Raw genomic sequence first — 16974 nt, 5'->3', positions numbered from 1 at the left:
AAACGTGGTGGGCTGCGTGGTGGGCTGCGTGGCGGGAAGTGGGGCGATCTGCATGGCGCTCATCGACCGCGCAGGAAGAGACGATCGAGCTCGCTCAAGGAGAGCGCCGTCCACGTAGGACGCCCGTGATTGCATTCGCCGCCGCGTTCGGTGGCTTCCATTTGCCGCAGCAGCGCGTTCATTTCCGGTAGCGTCAGCGGGCGGTGCGCGCGTACGGCGCCATGGCAGGCCATGGTCGCCAGGAGTTCGTTACGGCGTGCGCCGGCGAGCTGCGAGACGCCGTGTTCGCGCAGTTCGGCGAGGACGGCGCGGGCCAGTGCGGCGGGGTCGGCGCGCGTCAGCATGGCGGGAACGCCTCGCACCGCGAGTTGCGTGGGGCCGAGCGGGGCGATGTCGAAGCCGAGCTCGGCGAGCGTGTCGCCGTACTCTTCGGCAGCGGCCACGGACAGCGGGTCGGCGCCGAATACCGCCGGGATGAGCAGCGCCTGCGTCGCCGGTGGGCGGCCGTCGAAGGCGGTTTTCAAACGCTCGTAGAGGATGCGCTCGTGCGCGGCATGCATGTCGACGAGGATCAGCCCCTGCGCGTTCTGCGCCAGCAGATAGATGCCGTGCAGCTGTGCGAGGGCGTAACCGAGCGGCGGTGCGGCCTCGCCGACCTGGGTATTGTCGGCATCGGCCGCCGGGTGGCGTTCGTCGTCGCCGCCGGTGCTGGCGGCAGTCGAGGCGGCTGGCCTTGCCGTGGCCGCGGCGGCGAAGGCGAGGTAGGCCGCGGCAGCCGGTTCGGCGACACGGGGACGGCTGTGTTCGCGTTCGACAGCTGCGGCATAGTCGCGGGAGGTGCTGGGGGCGGTGGGAGCGTGGCGGGGCGAGGTGTCGGCGTGCGGGTACAGCGGCAGCGTGTACGGGGGGCGTGCGGCGGTTGTGCTGGCAGAAGGGGGGGCAGCAGGGATGGCCGACGCGCCGAGCGGTGTGGCGACAGGCGGGCGCTGGCTGGCGCCACTCGCGTTCGGCGAAGCGCGCTCCGTTGCGGCGAGGTCGGAGGTACGGGCGGCGAGCATTGCCGAGGGCGTTGCGGCCAGCGCGCGCTGAACGGCGTGGAAGACGAACTGATGTACGGCGCGTGCGTCGCGGAAGCGCACTTCGGTTTTGGCCGGATGCACGTTCACGTCGACCTCCGTCGGGTCGATGTCGATAAAGACGCAGTAGGCCGGCTGACGGCTGCCGTGTAGCTGGTCGCGATAGGCTTCGCGCAGTGCGTGGGCGAGCAGTTTGTCGCGTACGAAGCGGCCGTTGACGTAGCAGTACTGCGCGTCGGCGCGCGTACGTGCCAGCGTTGGCAGGCCGACGCGGCCGCGCAGGCGGAGGCCACCGGCGGCGACGTCTACCGTGTGCGAAGCGTCGATGAAGTCGTCGCCGAGAAGGCTCGCGGCGCGCGTCGTAGCGTCGCCAGCCGGCAGATGCAGTCCGGCGCGTCCGTTGTGGCTGACGGTGAAGGCGACCTCGGGATAGGCGAGCGCGATGCGGCGCACGGCGTCGACGCAATGCGCGTATTCGGTGGCTTCGGACTTGAGGAATTTCCGCCGGGCGGGGGTGTTGCGGTACAGGTCGCGCACCTCGATGCGCGTGCCGATGGCGTGCGCGGCGGGTTCCGGCTCGCCGCTGGCGACGTCGGCGCGCAGGCACCAGGCGTGCGCCGCGTCAGCACGGCGGCTGGTGATGACGAGTTCCGCAACGGCGGCAATCGAGGCTAGTGCCTCGCCCCGAAAGCCGAGTGTGCCGACGCGTTCGAGGTCGTCGAGCGAGGCGATTTTCGATGTGGCGTGACGCGTCAGCGCCAGCGCCAGTTCGTCGCGGGCAATGCCGCCGCCGTTGTCGATGACGCGAATGAGATCGACGCCGCCGCCTTCGAGCTGGATGTTGAGGCTCGTCGCGCCGGCGTCGAGGGCGTTTTCGAGCAATTCCTTGAGTGCTGCCGAGGGGCGCTCGACCACTTCGCCGGCGGCGATCTGGCTGATCAGCAGGTCGGGCAGGCATTGGATCGGCCGGCATGGGGTGGCCGGCGACGATGTTGCGGCGAACACGGCGGCGGCTGGCGACAGGTCGCTGGCGCAGGTGGCGTTCGTCGCCGGGGAGGTTTCGGGAAGCTCTGACATGGCGCGATTATCGCCGATGTCGTCCGTCACGCGTCACCGGTGCGGAAGTCGGCGAGGGGTGACGGGCATCGGTTAGAATTGCGCCGTCGCGTTCCGGCGCGACAGGCGGGCCGCGGCCATCGGCGGTTTTGGCACGGGAACCCCTTGAACTGATGGACTATCTCGCCGGCTTCGTCGATATCCTCCTGCATCTTGATCGCCACCTGGAGATGCTGGTTCAGCTCTATGGCATCTGGGTCTACGCCATCCTCTTTGCGGTCATCTTCAGTGAAACCGGCTTCGTCGTAACGCCTTTCCTGCCCGGCGATTCGCTGCTGTTCGTCGCCGGCGCGCTGGCGGCGCTGGGTGGCATGGACATCGGGCTGCTGATCGCCGTGCTGACGGTGGCCGCCGTCTTGGGCAACGCGCTCAATTACCAGATCGGCCGCTATCTCGGCCCGCGCGTCTTCCAGTGGGAAAGCTCGCGCTTTTTCAACCGGGCGGCGCTTGAGCGCACGCATGCCTTTTACGAGACGCATGGCGGCAAGACGCTGGTGCTGTCGCGCTTCTTGCCGCTGTTTCGCACCTTCGCGCCTTTCGTCGCCGGGGTGGGGGCGATGCACTGGGGGCGTTTCATGAGCTTCAACATGATTGGCGCGCTGGCCTGGGTTGCCTTGCTGACGGCGGCGGGTTACTGGTTCGGTAATTTCCCGTGGGTTCGCCAGAATCTGTCGCTGGTGATCGTCGGCATCATCGGCGTGTCGCTGCTGCCTGCTCTGTTCGGCTGGCTGACGCAGCGCCGCGCGACCTGAGCCCTCAGGGCCGGCATGATGCCGCGCCGCGTGCCCCGTTTCGCCACCCGCTGCTTTGTGGGGGCGTCGCTGCGGCGCGGTAGCCTGGGCGTTCTGGCGGTGCTTCTTGCTAGCAGCGGCTGCGCGACGAAAGTTGGCCGCGATGGCACGCGGGAGGTGGAGGTTCATCCGCGCTATATCGCCAAAACCGACGTCGATCGTTTCGTCGACGCGAGTCGTTATGAGGTGATGACGGGTCTGCGCCGGCTGACCGAGAAGCTCTACAAGCGCAACCCGCGGGAGTGGCGCAAGAGCGGTCAGGCGAGTCCCGAGGCGGCGGTCGAGCGCTTGTTCGGGAACGGTGGCATCGGTGGCATCACGGAATTCGCGGAGCTCGGCGGGCGGCGCGAAGCGGCGGCGGTGTTGCTGGCGTTCAGCGCCGACTATCGTGGCGACCGGGTGCTGGCGCTGATGGGCGGCCTGCTCGGCATGGTCGATGCGGCGTTCCTGCACAAAGACGATTTCTACATGCTCGACGACCTCGACGCGCAGAAGCTTTACAATTGCGCCCGCAATCTCGAAATCGCGCTGTGGAAACTGTCGTCCGCGCGCACCGCCGATGGCGAACCGTTTTTGCTCGCCAACGAACTCGATCCGAAGCACCCCAATCTCAGTTTCGAGCGTGAGTTTGGCCGGTTGATCGGGGTTCTGGATCTCCTCTCCGCCGTCGTTGCCGACAAGAACGGCCGCTCCTTGACGCGGTTCACACAAAGTATCGCCACCGCCGTCTTCCTGCCGGTGGGCGCTCTGGGCATCAAATGAAATCGATCGTCATCCTTATTTCCGGGCGCGGCAGCAATCTGCGCGCCTTGCTCGACGCCGTGGCAGACCCGGCGCTCGCGGTACGTGTCGCCGCCGTCATCAGTAACCGCCCCGCCGCCGCCGGGCTCGACGTGGCGCGCGCCGCCGGCGTGCCGACCGCCGTGGTCGATCACCGCGAGTTTGGCGATCGTCAGACCTTCGACGCCGCTCTGGCCGAATGCATCGAGGGCTTCGGCGCCGAGCTGGTTGTTCTGGCCGGCTTCATGCGCATCCTCGGCGACGCGTTCGTGCGGCGCTTTGCCGGGCGGCTGATCAACATTCATCCCTCGCTGCTGCCGTCGTTTCCGGGGCTCGATACCCACCGCCGTGCGCTCGACGAGGGCGTGCGGGTGCATGGCTGCACGGTGCATTTCGTGACGCCCGCGCTCGATCACGGGCCGATCATCGTTCAGGCCGCCGTGCCGGTGCTCGATGGCGACGATGTCGAGCTCCTGTCGGCCCGCGTGCTGGCAGCGGAGCATCAGATCTACCCCTTGGCCGTGCGCTGGTGGGCGGAAGGGCGTCTGCGCCTGGAAGACGGTCGCGTCCGTCTGACGCCACCTGCCGACGTCGCGCCCGTGACGCTGATCTCGCCGACGGTGGTCTAGTCGCGCAATGCCGCTGGCGCTCGTTTTCGCGCTTGCCGCCTCGCTCGGCGCGCATGCGGTAGCGCTCTTCCTGCCAGACGTCGATCTGTCGACCGCGCCCACGCCGCCGCCGCTGGTCGCTGAAATCGCCTTGCCGCCGGCTGTGGTCAAGACGCCGGTGCATCTGGCGCCACCGCCCGCGACGCATCGGCGACACCCGCAGGCAAAAGCAGCGCCGGCATCGGCGCCGCGTTCCGCTGCGGTTGTCGTGGCGCCGGCGAACGAGGCCGCGCTGACGGTCGCTCCCGCCGTCCTCGACGAGTCCGCGATGGCCGACCGCGCGGCGAGTGACAGGACGGGTGAGCCGACTGGAGCAGCCCCTGGCCGCGCGACCGGAAGCGCAGCCGTTCCGTCGAACTGGGTGTTACCGGCAGAAGGGACGATCCGCTATCGCGTCTATCGCGGTACGCGTGGTCTGGAAGTCGGCCGGGCGGTGCACCACTGGCAGATTGCCGACGGGCACTACGCGCTCGACGCGATGACCGAGACGAGCGGCCTCGCGGCCCTCTTCAAACCCCTGAAAATTGAACTCGCCAGTCGCGGGGAGATCGACGCGGGAGGCTTCCGTCCGGCGTCGTTCGTCATTCGCCGCGATGGTGTGGAGACCCGCGAACGCGCTGATTTCGACTGGGAGAATGCTACCGTGCGCATCGGCGATCACGCGCCGGAATCCGTGCCGCCGGGCGCGCAGGATCTGCTGTCGTTTCACTACCAGTTGGCCTTGCTGCCCTTGAGCGACGGCGCCAGCGTGCTGCCCATCGCCACCGGCAAGAAATTTGAACGCTATCGCCTCGAAACGCTCGGCGATGAAGAGATCGAGACACCCGCCGGGATATTCCGCACACTGCACGTACGTGCGCCCGGCGACAATACGACCGAACTGTGGCTGGCGCGCGATCGCTGGCTGCTGCCGGTTAAAATCCGCCACACCGACCGCCATGGCGACAGCTTTGAACAGCTCGTCGACCGGCTTGAAACGAGTTCAGACTAATGCGCCGTCCTTCCGCTCCTCATTCCTCTTCCCATTCCTCGCCCGCTGCGCGCTCGCCGTCGCGCAGCAAGCGCGCGCCCGCGTCGCCGGACGATGCCGTGCCCGGGGCGCTGTCGCCGGCGCTCTTCGCCCGCGCCGAGGCCGTTCTGGGCGAATTGCTGCGCTTTTCGTCGGCCGCCGACGTCGTTCTCTCGGCCTATTTCCGGCGGAATCCGGAGCTTGGCCGCGCCGACCGCGCCTTCGTCGCCGAACTGGCCTATACCGTGCTGCGTCGCCGCCGTTCGCTGGCCGAACGTTGCGCAGGCGATGTCACGTCGCGCCGCCTGTTGCTGGCGGCCCTCGCCTGCGAGCAGGGGCTGAACCGGCGGCAGATGGATACCCTGCTGCGCGATCCTGAAGGCAAATGGCTATCGGAAGCCAAGGCGCTGGTGCGCGCCTCGTTGCCGCCCGCCGTGCGCTGCGATTTGCCCGATTGGCTGCATGCTCTCCTCGTCGCCCAGTACGGCGAGGAGGCGACCGAAGCGCTGGCGGAGGCGAGCAACCGGCAGGCGCCGCTCGATCTGCGCGTGAATGTGCAGAAGGCGACGCGGGAAGCTGTCATCGAGCGTCTCGTCGCTGATGGCATCGCTGCCAGCGCCACACCGCTATCGCCGATTGGTGTGCGCCTCAACGGCAAGCCGTCTCTGGCGAAGTACCCGCTCTTCCTCGACGGCAGCATCGAGGTGCAGGACGAAGGCAGCCAGTTGCTGGGCTTTCTGCTGCAACCCCGGCGTGGCGAAATGGTGGCCGATTTCTGCGCCGGCGCCGGCGGCAAGACCTTGCTTCTCGGTGCCCTGATGCGCTCGCAGGGGCGCCTCTACGCCTTTGACGTATCGGCCCGCCGTCTGGCGGCGCTCAAGCCGCGCCTCGCCCGCTCGGGGTTGTCGAACGTGCATCCGGTGTGCATTGATTCCGAACGCGATGCGCGAGTGCGCCGGCTCGCCGGCAAGCTCGACCGCGTGCTGGTGGATGCGCCGTGTTCCGGTCTTGGCACCTTGCGTCGCAACCCCGACCTCAAGTGGCGGCAGACGCCGCAGGCCATCGCCGAACTCGGCGTCAAGCAGGCGTCGATCCTTGCTGCGGCGGCGACACTCGTCAAACCAGGCGGGCGTCTCGTGTATGCGACATGCAGCCCGCTCGCGGCCGAGAACGACGCCATCGTCGACGCCTTCATCGCCGCGCACCCCGAGTTCACGCCGCTCTCGGCGGGCGACATCCTGCGCGAACAGGGCATCGCCATCACCGCCGGTGATCGCCTGCGTCTATCGGTGCTCGAGCATGGCGTCGATGGCTTCTTTGCTGCGGTGTTTCAACGCCAATGAACGAACGCGAGCTGTTTGCGCTCCTGCGCGGCCTCTGGAATGAGATGCATGAGGCCGACTCCATGTGGCAGGTGGCGGCCCTGCTGGCCAGTCTCGGCCTCGCCTGGTGGCTGACCCGTCTGCTGCGTCAGTTGACGCGCCGGGAATCGGGCGAGCGTAGCGCGCTCGTTCAATTCGGCGAAAGCGGGCTGCGTCGCATCTCGTTTCCGCTGATCGCGCTGGCGCTGGTGCTGCTCTCCCGCTCGGGTCTCAAGTATTGGTGGGGCCACGTCGCCATGCTCGATCTGGCCGTGCCGCTGCTGTCGTCGCTGGCGCTGGTGCGGATGACGGTCTACGTGTTGCGCCACGCCTTCGCGCCGAGTGGTTGGCTGGCCGCCTCGGAACGGTTTTTCGCCATTGCCGTCTGGCTGTGTTTTGCCGCCTACATCACGGGCTTGTCCGACCCGATCATCGACGCGCTCGAGCAGGTCAGCTTCAGCGTCGGCAAGCAGCGGCTTGATCTGTGGATCGTCCTGCATGCGGCAGTGACCGTCATGGCGACCCTGCTCGTCGCGCTCTGGCTCTCGGGGTTTGTCGAGCAGCGCATGGCGGCTGCCAGTCAGCTGGACTCCAACGTGCGTGTCTTGCTCGCGCGTCTGGCGAAGCTGCTGTTCTCGCTGGTGGCGCTGCTCTTCAGTTTGTCGCTGGTGGGGATCGACATCACCGCGCTGTCGGTCTTTGGCGGCGCGCTGGCGGTGGGGCTGGGCTTCGGTTTGCAGAAGATCGCCAGCAATTACGTCAGCGGCTTCATCATCCTGCTCGACCGCTCGATCAGCATTGGCAACGTCATTGCCATTGACGATACGACTTCCGGTGTCGTCACCCAGATCACCATCCGCTATACCGTGGTCGACACGCTGGGGGGCGTCGAAGTCATCATCCCCAACGAGTATCTCGTCAGCAATATCGTGCGCAACCGCTCGTTTTCCGACTCGCGCGTGCGTGTCGCGGTGGCGGTGCAGGTCGGCTACGCCAGCGACGTCGATCTGGCGATGCGCCTGATGACGGAGGCCGCTACGGCGCATCCGCGGGCGCTTACAGAGCCGGCGCCGCGCGTGCTGCTGACCGAATTCGCTGATAGCGGCATCAATCTCGAACTGGGCTTCTGGATCGCCGACCCCGAGTCCGGCACCGGCAATGTGCGCTCGGACGTCAGCCTCGCCGTCCTGAAGGCCTTCCGCGAGCACGGTATCGAGATACCCTTCCCGCAACGCGAGGTGCGTCTGCTACGCAGCGCCGCGGACAGCGAGAGCGTTGCCGCTGCTTCTGCGCCGCCGCCCAAGCCGCCGGCCAGCTAAGCGTACGGACGGCTTCCTTGGTTGGCGCCCGCCTGAGTGCCGGCGACCGGACGGTTGTTGCTTGGCGGGGGCGAGTGTTTTGTCCTCGCGCTGGCGCCCTCCGCTATTCCGCAGCGGCGTCGCTGGATAGCGGGATAGCGGAGCCCTCTTTCCTTGGGACGAAAAAAATCCCGCCGGCGGCACCGAGGCGGGATTCAAACTCCGCCGGGGGCGGCGGAGCATCAAGGAGGTTCAACAATTGCAACACTGGCTGAGCTACTGAGAACGATTTTAGGCGCTCCCGCGTGAGCGTGTGCGACGATTTCACAGAGGTTTGGTGACGGCGTGTACTCGGTTAACGGTAGCGAATTGCCGGTAAGCCGGTAGTGCTGCGGCACGGCGCCGATTGCGTAGCAAAGCAGGCCGCCAGCAGGCAGGCGATGCGCCGCAAGTGGTCACGCGGCAATACGCCGAGCCTTACTCGGCGTCGTGAGAGGCGGGAATCTGCCGCTCCACGTAAGCAAAAAGAGGTGGCGAAGTCCAGCAAAAAAAAATCCCGCGGAGCCTTCGCTTCGCGGGACTTAAATCCCGTCAGGGGGACGGGAATCAGGGAGGGTCAAACATTGCCAGCGCGGGGGACGCTTAAGCAATGAATTGATTCTACAGGCGAATGCTGGGCGGTTTCTGTTGTGCTTGTAAGGCGCTTGCGTGACTGGCTGTAACGCGTGAGGCGGATTTTCGCCCGCGTATTACAGATTATTGCGTCGAGTGCGCGCTGCGTCGGATTTTCCAGCAGCGCACGCCAAACCAGACGAGCGAGCAGGGGAGTGCGACCAGGAGTCCTTCACCGAATTCGATGCGCCCTTCCACCATCAGTTTCCAGGCGACGATGCCGATGAAGATGCCGAACCCTTCCGTTAGCGGGAAAGCGGCAAGCAGACGCCGGAGGGGCGGGGGCTCAGACCTGCGCATGGTCACCGGTGCGGCTGGAGAAAGCGTGGCGACGTACTGATGCGCGCAGCAAAGGCATGGCGTCTGTTTGGTAAAGCAGTTGCGTCATGCGATGGTAGTGCTCGGCGGTGTCCAATGGCCCAAACCTCATGCAATACACGTTAGGGGGATCATAGTCAGCGCAGGAGAGTGGAATACAAGGCTTGCGTCAGCTTTTCGTGACGCTTTGTACCACCGGCCAGGTGAGCGTGAAGCGGGCACCGCCGAGCGGCGCTTCGTCAGCCGAGGCTTCGCCGCCGTGCTGTTCGAGGACGAGGCGGGCAATCGCCAGGCCGAGGCCGTAGCCGCCCGTCGCCCGGTCACGCGAACTGTCTAGCCGTGTAAAGGCGGAAAAGACGCGCTCGCGCTCTTCCTTGGGGATGCCCGGGCCATCGTCGTCAACGTGCAGGGCGACGCGCTCGCCGATGACTTCTGCGCTGACCTGAATGCGGGCATTCGCGTATTTGATGGCGTTGCGCAGGAGGTTCGTCAGCGCGTAGGGCATGCTCTTGCGGTCGAGTTCGACCTGTAGCCCCGGTGGCAGGGCCTGCGTGTCGACGACGAGCTCGATGTTGCGGCCGAGGATGCGCATGGACTCGACCTCTTCTTCGATCCACGGGGCGAATTCGACGGGCGACAGATGCAGGGCCGGCGGTTCCCGTTCATAGCGGGCGTAGGTCAGGCTGGAGTCGATCAGGCCGTCGAGCTCGTCGAGGTCGTCTTCCATCATCCGGCGCAAACGGTCGCGTTCCGGCCCGTCCTCCGTTTCGGAGATCATTTCCAGCGCGAAGCGCAGGCGCGCAATCGGCGTGCGCAGTTCGTGCGAAATCGAGCTGGAGAGTTCTTTTTGTGTGGCGATCAGGCGCTGGATGCGTTCGGCCATGCCGTCAAAGGTGGCGGCGAGCAGGTCGAAGGCGCTGCTTCGCACCAGCGGCGCGCGCGCGTCGAGTTGTCCTTCGCCGAGGGCGCGCGCCGTCTGTCGCATGGCTTCGAGGTCGCGCCAGAAGGGGCGGACGAAAAACCAGACGGCGATGGCCAGCACCAGACCAATGACGGTCCAGGTCAGGAGGCGAATGCGCAGTTCGAGCGACAGGCTGCCGTGGTATTCGGCGTTGGCGCGCGGCGACAGCGGACCAACGGCCAGCACCTGCGAGGTTTCCTTGAGGCGATGGTAAAGAATGTCGCCATCCGGCGAGACAGCCATTTCGCCGGAGTCGAGGCGTTCGGCCTGTTTTGCCTCCAGACGCAGCGTCCAGCGCTCGACGATTTCGAGGCGGTAGGCGAATTTCTCGTCGATGCTCTTGATGGTCGTCGGCCACTCGACGCGCGGATGGCGGAACAGCTCGTCTTCAATGAGGACGATGGTGCCGCGCATGAAGCGGCTCATGTAGTCCTCGGTGACGCCGCGAATCGCCATCGAAATGACGAAGTCGGCGAACAGCGCGATGATGATGAAGGAACTGACGGCGACCAGATAGAAGTTGAAAAACAGCTTCGACAGGCTGTAATGCCCGCGCCAGGGCGCCGGTTTGTAACGGCCGAAGATCGCGAGAAGCTTGTGGCCGCCGCCGTTGGCGCTGCCGTTGCCAGGGCTATTGCCAGTCATGCTTGCTGAACAGGTAGCCCTTGCCGCGAACGGTTTTGATGCGCTTGGGGTTGTCGGGGTCGTCGCCGAGCTTCTTGCGCAGGCGGGAGATGCGCGCATCGATCGAGCGGTCGAGGCCGTCGAAGCCGATGCCTCGCAATTGTTGCAGCAGGTCGTCGCGCGAGAGGATATTGCCGGCGTGCTGGGCGAGTAGCCAGATGAGATCGAATTCGGCAGTGGTCAGGTCGATTGCGTCGTCGCCAATGTGGGCCGTGCGCGTGGCCTGACTGATACGGAAGCGTCCGAAGGCGAGTTCGGCGTCGACGTCGCTTGGCGTCGCGCTGCCACTGATCGGCGCCCGCCGCAGCAGCGCCTTGATACGTGCCAGCAGCAGCCGGGGCTGCGCCGGTTTTGTGATGTAATCGTCGGCGCCCAGTTCGAGACCGAGAATCTGGTCGAAGTCTTCGTCGCGCGCGGTAAGCATGACGATCACGCCGGCGAAGTGCGGGCGGATGGCGCGACAGACTTCGAAACCATCCTTCCCTGGAAGCATGACGTCCAGCACGACGAGTTCGGGGCGCTCGCCGAGAATGCGCGCCTCGGCCGTATCGCCGCGTGCCTCGATGCCAACCTCGAAGTCGTTTTTACGCAAGTACTCCGCCGTCAGTTCGGCGAGGCGCTCATCGTCTTCCACCAGAAGGATGCGTGTTTTCATGGCGCCATGATAGCCCGAGCCGTGGCAAGAATGAATCTCTTGCGTGCATCTGCCGGCAGGTGGTCGCATGGGTCGGTCCGCGGCGGTGTACGAGTTTGGCGGGGCGTCTTCGCTTGCCTTAGAATCGCCCGGCTCGGCCCCCCTGCGGGCCGGCTTTGAGGAGCTTTGCCGGATGAGTTCAGATGCGCGCAACGGCGTCGCCTTGCTACCCGTGCGGATTGACGGAGAGGTGGCATGCCTTTGAGTTTTGTCCAGTCCCTGAGTTTTCGGGTGCTGTTTGCCCTGCTGGCGGGCGGTGCGGCAGCGGCGGCGTTCGGCGGTTGGGCGCTGGGTGAGTTGCTGCGCCTGAATGCCTGTCCGCTATGCATCTTTCAGCGTCTGCTCGCCATGGCACTGATGATCTTCGCGCTTGGCGGTACGCTCTTGCCGCGTTGGCGCCGTTTCTGGGCGGCGTGTGCGGCCTTGCCGGCAGCCGGCGGTCTGGCGACGGCCCTGTATCAGAGTCACTTGCAGATGGCGGCCGTGCCGTCGAACGAGTGCGGATTTGGTGAGCCGACGCTGATCGAGCGTCTGGTCGACTGGTTCGGCATGCAGTGGCCGTCGATGTTCATGGCGACCGGATTTTGTTCGAGCAAGGAAGGTGTCTTCCTTGGCCTGTCGATGGCGAACTGGGCGGTTCTCTGCTTTGCAGCCTTTTTCGCGCTGGCCGTATGGCTGATGCTGACGCGCCAGTCTCGTCGCTGATCAGCTGCGTCCGGTGCTGCCGAAGCCGCCAGTGCCGCGTTCGCTGGCCGTGAATTCGTCAACGATCTGGAAGCTTGCCTGCACGACGGGCACGATGACGAGTTGCGCCAGACGGTCGAGCGGGTTGAGCGTGAAGGACTCGCGCCCGCGGTTCCAGGTCGAGATCATGATTTCGCCCTGGTAGTCGGAGTCGATCAGGCCGACGAGGTTGCCGAGGACGATGCCGTGTTTATGGCCCAGCCCCGAGCGCGGCAGGATCATCGCAGCGTACGCCGGGTCACCGATATGCAACGCAATGCCGGTCGGGACCAGCTGGCTTTCGCCGGGGTGCAGATGCAGCGGCGCTTCGATGCAGGCGCGCAGATCGAGGCCCGCGGCGCCCGTCGTCGCGTAGCGCGGCGGGCTGTCTTTCAGGCGGGGGTCGAGCAGACGGAGTTGGATCGGTGCCATCAGCGGTCTTCCAGAAGGGCGGCGATATGTGCGACGACGTGGCGCGCCAGATCGATCTTGGCGCCGGTCGGCAAGGGGTGGCGGCCGTGTTCGTCGAACAGCGTCAGTGTCGCGGCATCGCTGCCCATTGACTCCTGCACGAGATTGCCGACGATCAGCGGAATGCCTTTGCGCTGCCGTTTGACTTCGGCATTTTCGCCCAATGCCTGGCTTTCTGCGGCGAAGCCGACGCAGAACGGCGGCTGCGGCAGGGCGGCGACTTCGGCGAGGATGTCTGGGTTTTCGGTCAGCGCAATCGTCGGTGGTGAGCCTTTCTTCTTGATCTTGTGCTCGGCCGGCGCTTGCGGGCGGTAGTCGGCAACAGCGGCGACGGCGATGAAGACGTCGCATTGCGCGGCATGGTTCAGCACCGCTTCGTGCATGGCCAGCGCGCTGTCGGCGTCGATGCGGACGACGCCGTGCGGCCGGGCCAGCGTCACCGGTCCGGAAACCAGCGTGACCTCGGCGCCAGCTTCCCGGCAGGCGCGCGCCAGCGCGTAACCCATGCGGCCGGACGAGCGGTTGGTGATGCCGCGTACCGGGTCGATGGCTTCGAAAGTCGGCCCGGCGGTGAGCAGAACCCGCTTGCCGGCGAGGTGCTTGGGTTGGAAGAAGGCAATCGTCTCGGCGATGACTTCCTCGGGTTCGAGCATGCGTCCGGGGCCGCTTTCACCGCAGGCCTGATCGCCAAACCCTGGTCCGATGATGGTGACGCCGTCCTGACGCAGAGTGGCGATGTTGCGTTGCGTGGCAGGGTTTTCCCACATCTGCCGGTTCATCGCCGGGGCGACGATCAGCGGACAGTTGCGCGCCAGCGCCAGCGAGGCGAGCAGGTCGCCAGCCATGCCGTGCGCCAGCTTGGCGAGGAAGTCCGCCGAGGCCGGCGCAACGATGATGGCGTCGGCGTTACGCGAGAGGTCGATGTGCGCCATGTTGTTGGCGACGCGCGCATCCCACTGGTTGGTGAACACCGGTCGTCCCGACAGCGCCTGAAAGGTGACGGGCGTGACGAAATGCGTCGCCGCTTCGGTCATGGCAACCTGCACCGAGGCGCCCTCGCGAATCAGCAGGCGGACGATTTCCGCTGCCTTGTAGGCGGCGATGCCGCCTGTGACACCGAGGAGGATACGCTTGCCGCTCAATTCCATATGCATTTTTGTGTGGCGTGACTAGAATGGCCGGAAAATCATTCTACTTGAGAATATCGTGTCGATCAGCGACTGGCCGGTGGCGGAGCGTCCGCGCGAACGGCTGCTTGGACAAGGGGCGAGCGCGCTCTCCGATGCCGAATTGCTGGCCATTTTTCTGCGCGTCGGCGTGCGCGGAAAGAGCGCCGTTGATCTCGCGCGCGATCTGATCGGGCGCTTCGGCACGTTGTCGCGACTGTTTTCTGCCTCGCTCGACGAATTGTCGGCGGTGCCCGGCGTCGGGCCGGCGAAGTACGTGCAGTTGCAGGCCGTGCTCGAAATGGCGCGCCGCTCGCTGGGTCAAGAGATGCAGCAGGTTACGGTGTTCTCGTCGCCCGGCGCCGTACGCGACTATCTGCGTCTTCAACTTGCATCGCTGCGGCATGAGGTGTTTTTTGCGCTGTGGCTCGACGCGCAGAACCGGCTGATGGCAGCGGAGGAACTGTTTTCCGGCACGCTCACGCAGACCTCGGTGTATCCTCGCGAAGTCGTCAAAACGGCGCTGGCGCGCAATGCCGCAGCGGTCATTCTGGCGCACAACCATCCTTCCGGCGTTGCCGAGCCCTCTTCCGCCGATACCTCGCTCACGCATGAGCTAAAGCGGGCGCTGGCTTTGGTCGATGTGCGTGTGCTCGATCATTTCATCGTCGCCGGCAATGCGCCGCCCTTGTCGTTTGCGGAACGAGGACTGCTTTAAGGCGCGATTGCATAAAAAAGATTGGCAAAAATCCGGGCGTTAGTCTAAAATCGCCGGCTTTCTTCCCCTGCATCAATTGGAGCGACAATCATGGCGCGTGTTTGCCAGGTAACGGGCAAGGGCCCGATGGTTGGGAACAATGTGTCCCATGCCAACAACAGGACGAAGCGCCGCTTCCTTCCGAATTTGCAATATCGCCGCTTCTGGGTTGAGAGCGAAAACCGCTGGGTTCGCCTGCGTGTTTCTGCTGCTGCCCTGCGCACGATCGACAAGAACGGCATCGACGAGACGCTCGCAGATCTGCGCGCTCGCGGCGAGATTTAATAGCCATCAAGCTGAACGCCGTCGGGCGATTGCCACAGAGGAGCTTCAACCATGCGTGAAAAAATCAAGCTGGAATCGACCGCAGGTACCGGTCATTTCTACACGACGACCAAGAACAAGCGTACCAAGCCGGAAAAGCTGGAGATCAAGAAGTACGATCCGAAGGCTCGTAAGCACGTCGTGTACAAGGAAACCAAGCTCAAGTGAGCTTTGCTTCCCGCTAAAAAACCCCGCTCAGGCGGGGTTTTTTTTGTCTGTCGCCGGCGCTTCCGCCGCGGGGGCAAACAGGCGCGAGAAGCGGATCGTCTCCGGGTAGGGGAAAAAATCCTCCACGTATCCGCTACGGATGCGTTGTTGCTTGGCGCGCCAGAACGCCGGGCTGAGCAGATCGCGGTGCTGGCGCAGGAAAGCGTTACGCACGCGCGGGTCGCCGAGCAGAAAGGCGCTGAACTCTTCCGGGAAGATGTCGTTTTTTGCGACGGAATACCACGGCTCGCCAGACATCTCCATCTCCGGGTAGGGCGCTTCGGGGATGTCACGGAAATTGCAGTCCGTCATGTATTCGATTTCGTCGTAATCGTAAAAGACCACGCGGCCGTAGCGCGTCACGCCGAAATTTTTCCACAGCATGTCGCCGGGGAAGATGTTGGCGCAGGCCAGTTCGCGAATGGCGTTGCCGTACTCGAAGACGGCATCGTCGACCTGCTCCGGCGTGGCGTGGTCGAGATAGACGTTGAGCGGGATCATCCGGCGCTCGATGTAGACGTGTTTGATCACGACGTCTTCGCCGTCTTCCTCGATCATCGACGGCGCCAGTGTGCGCAGTTCTTCGAGCAGTTCGGGGGAGAAGCGTGCCTTGGGCAGCGCAACGTGCGAGAACTCCAGTGTGTCGGCCATGCGTCCGACGCGGTCGACCTGCTTCACCAGCAGGTATTTCGATTTTACCGTCGCCCGGTCGGTGTCTTTGCTGCCGCCGAAAACGTCCTTGATGACCTTGAAGACGTAGGGGTAGGACTGCAGGGTGAAGACCAGCATGACCAGTCCACGAATGCCGCGTGCGATGACGAAGGAGTCTTCCGAATGGCGCAGGTGCTGCATCAGATCGCGGAAAAACAGGATCTTGCCCTGCTTGCCGAGGCCGAGCATGGTGTAAATCTCGGAGCGCGGCTTGTTCGGCATGATATTGCGCAGGAACTGCACGTAAGCCGACGGCACTTCCATGTCGACCATGAAATAGGCGCGCGAGAGTGAGAAAAGCAGACCGATCCGCCAGGCGTCGAGCAGGATGGTATCGATGGTCAGTTCGCCGTTGTCCGTGTGCAGAACGGGCACGGCGAAGGGATACTCCTGGTGGCCGTTGATCGCCCGGCCGATGATGTAGGCGGCCTTGTTGCGGTAGAAGGCGGAATTGAGCACCTGGATCTGCGCGTTGGCCTCCGGAGCCGGCCAGCGGCCGAAGTGCTGCCTCAGTGCGCGCATCAGATAGCCGACGTCACGGTCGAGGTTCTCGAACGGCGGCGTCCAGCCAAAGCTGCGGACGATCTGGCGAATGGTGTGACGCAGGCCGCGCTGCATCGGATAGTAGCTCGAATAGCTGGGCGAGGCGGAGTCGATGTACTCGGTCGAGGCCGCCGGCCGGGCAAAGATGTAGTCGTTGTTGAAATACGTGCGATCAAGCAGCTTTGAACAGACGGAGTTGAAAAACGTCTCTGCCAGTTCGGGCTGTTTGTGGTTGATCAGGTGGCCAATGTAGAAGAGCTTGAGCTGCTGCCAGCCGTCATCGTCGAGCGCGTCGGCGCCGAAGGTCTCGCGTAGCAGCCCGGCGGTTTCGCGCACCCGGTCGTCGTAAGAGCGGATGCGCTCGCGTACGCCGTCCTGCACGCCCTTCCAGTCGGACGCTTCGTAAAGCTGCTTGGCCTGGTGGGCGTAGTCGCGAATGAGCCGGTAGTGGCGATTGAAGCCGTCAATGATGACGGCCGCCATGCGGCGGGCGAGCGGGTTTTGCAGCGTGGCGATATCCATCGTCAGAAGGCGCAAAGGAAGAGGCGCGATGATTGTAGCATCGCCCCTCCTGCGGGCCGTCTGGCTCTTCCCGGGCGCGCTTTTGCGCGTGAATCGTGCCGCTATCCACCGGTCGCGGGGGA

17 protein-coding genes are annotated in these 16974 nt (G+C 64.9%); 10 read left to right on the top strand and 7 right to left on the bottom strand.

Translation table 11 applies throughout. The features are described 5' to 3' along the window. Positions 1–59: 59 nt before the first annotated feature. Positions 60–2153: a DNA mismatch repair endonuclease MutL gene (gene mutL / locus GHK24_RS08090; RefSeq protein WP_153471795.1), complete on the bottom strand. Its 2094-nt coding sequence runs from the start codon at positions 2151–2153 to the stop codon at positions 60–62. A gap of 152 nt (positions 2154–2305) precedes the next feature. Between mutL and GHK24_RS08085 the strand changes: the two genes are divergently transcribed. The 6 genes from GHK24_RS08085 (at position 2306) to GHK24_RS08060 (ending at position 8120) form a co-directional block, all read left to right on the top strand. Continuing rightward, positions 2306–2944, top strand: a complete 639-nt coding sequence (locus GHK24_RS08085) for a DedA family protein (protein WP_153471792.1) — start codon at positions 2306–2308, stop codon at positions 2942–2944. 30 nt (positions 2945–2974) lie between these two features. Further along, positions 2975–3745: a hypothetical protein gene (locus GHK24_RS08080; protein WP_340666142.1), complete on the top strand. Its 771-nt coding sequence runs from the start codon at positions 2975–2977 to the stop codon at positions 3743–3745. Beyond that, entirely contained in the window at positions 3742–4392 is a 651-nt protein-coding gene (purN, locus tag GHK24_RS08075) for a phosphoribosylglycinamide formyltransferase (RefSeq protein WP_153471789.1), read from the top strand. The genes GHK24_RS08080 and purN overlap by 4 nt, the downstream gene beginning before the upstream one ends. 7 nt (positions 4393–4399) lie before the next feature. After that, positions 4400–5422 carry a DUF3108 domain-containing protein gene (locus GHK24_RS08070; protein ID WP_153471785.1) on the top strand — a complete coding sequence of 341 codons (1023 nt, stop codon included), beginning with the start codon at positions 4400–4402 and terminating at the stop codon, positions 5420–5422. A gap of 98 nt (positions 5423–5520) precedes the next feature. Beyond that, a complete protein-coding gene (locus GHK24_RS08065; RefSeq protein WP_340666141.1) occupies positions 5521–6783 on the top strand; it encodes an RsmB/NOP family class I SAM-dependent RNA methyltransferase in 1263 nt (420 codons plus the stop codon). Beyond that, positions 6780–8120 carry a mechanosensitive ion channel family protein gene (locus GHK24_RS08060; RefSeq protein ID WP_153471779.1) on the top strand — a complete coding sequence of 447 codons (1341 nt, stop codon included), beginning with the start codon at positions 6780–6782 and terminating at the stop codon, positions 8118–8120. Before GHK24_RS08065 ends, GHK24_RS08060 begins: the two co-directional genes overlap by 4 nt. Positions 8121–8855: 735 nt before the next feature. On the opposite strand, the gene GHK24_RS08055 is transcribed toward GHK24_RS08060, so the two are convergent. From GHK24_RS08055 to GHK24_RS08045, 3 genes are all read right to left on the bottom strand, one after another. Then, the gene (locus GHK24_RS08055; protein WP_153471776.1) at positions 8856–9071 is read right to left on the bottom strand and encodes a hypothetical protein; all 216 of its coding nucleotides are present in this window, start codon (positions 9069–9071) and stop codon (positions 8856–8858) included. Positions 9072–9258: 187 nt separating this feature from the next. Continuing rightward, positions 9259–10695 (bottom strand): ATP-binding protein, encoded by a 1437-nt coding sequence (locus GHK24_RS08050; RefSeq protein ID WP_153471773.1) that lies wholly within the window; start codon positions 10693–10695, stop codon positions 9259–9261. Then, on the bottom strand, positions 10682–11389 hold the full coding sequence (locus tag GHK24_RS08045; protein WP_153471770.1) for a winged helix-turn-helix domain-containing protein: 708 nt from the start codon (positions 11387–11389) through the stop codon (positions 10682–10684). Before GHK24_RS08045 ends, GHK24_RS08050 begins: the two co-directional genes overlap by 14 nt. 234 nt (positions 11390–11623) lie before the next feature. Between GHK24_RS08045 and GHK24_RS08040 the strand changes: the two genes are divergently transcribed. Continuing rightward, entirely contained in the window at positions 11624–12133 is a 510-nt protein-coding gene (locus GHK24_RS08040) for a disulfide bond formation protein B (RefSeq protein ID WP_153471767.1), read from the top strand. On the opposite strand, the gene dut is transcribed toward GHK24_RS08040, so the two are convergent. Then, a complete protein-coding gene (gene dut / locus GHK24_RS08035) occupies positions 12134–12583 on the bottom strand; it encodes a dUTP diphosphatase (protein WP_153471764.1) in 450 nt (149 codons plus the stop codon). It lies immediately after the preceding gene. Beyond that, complete coding sequence (coaBC, locus tag GHK24_RS08030; RefSeq protein ID WP_153471936.1) at positions 12583–13770, bottom strand: bifunctional phosphopantothenoylcysteine decarboxylase/phosphopantothenate--cysteine ligase CoaBC; 1188 nt, start codon at positions 13768–13770, stop codon at positions 12583–12585. Before coaBC ends, dut begins: the two co-directional genes overlap by 1 nt. Before the next feature lie 58 nt (positions 13771–13828). Here coaBC and radC point away from each other — a divergent pair, with 58 nt between their 5' ends. From radC to rpmG, 3 genes are all read left to right on the top strand, one after another. Further along, entirely contained in the window at positions 13829–14506 is a 678-nt protein-coding gene (radC, locus tag GHK24_RS08025; protein ID WP_167681499.1) for a RadC family protein, read from the top strand. Between the two features lie 90 nt (positions 14507–14596). Then, positions 14597–14830: a 50S ribosomal protein L28 gene (gene rpmB / locus GHK24_RS08020; RefSeq protein WP_153115322.1), complete on the top strand. Its 234-nt coding sequence runs from the start codon at positions 14597–14599 to the stop codon at positions 14828–14830. Between the two features lie 51 nt (positions 14831–14881). After that, positions 14882–15037, top strand: a complete 156-nt coding sequence (rpmG, locus tag GHK24_RS08015; protein ID WP_153471761.1) for a 50S ribosomal protein L33 — start codon at positions 14882–14884, stop codon at positions 15035–15037. Positions 15038–15064: 27 nt separating this feature from the next. On the opposite strand, the gene aceK is transcribed toward rpmG, so the two are convergent. Then, complete coding sequence (aceK, locus tag GHK24_RS08010; protein WP_153471758.1) at positions 15065–16852, bottom strand: bifunctional isocitrate dehydrogenase kinase/phosphatase; 1788 nt, start codon at positions 16850–16852, stop codon at positions 15065–15067. Positions 16853–16974 lie beyond the last annotated feature (122 nt).

Source organism: Rhodocyclus gracilis (assembly GCF_009617575.1).
Classification (GTDB): domain Bacteria; phylum Pseudomonadota; class Gammaproteobacteria; order Burkholderiales; family Rhodocyclaceae; genus Rhodocyclus; species Rhodocyclus gracilis.
This window is presented reverse-complemented; position numbering and strand designations above follow the sequence as displayed.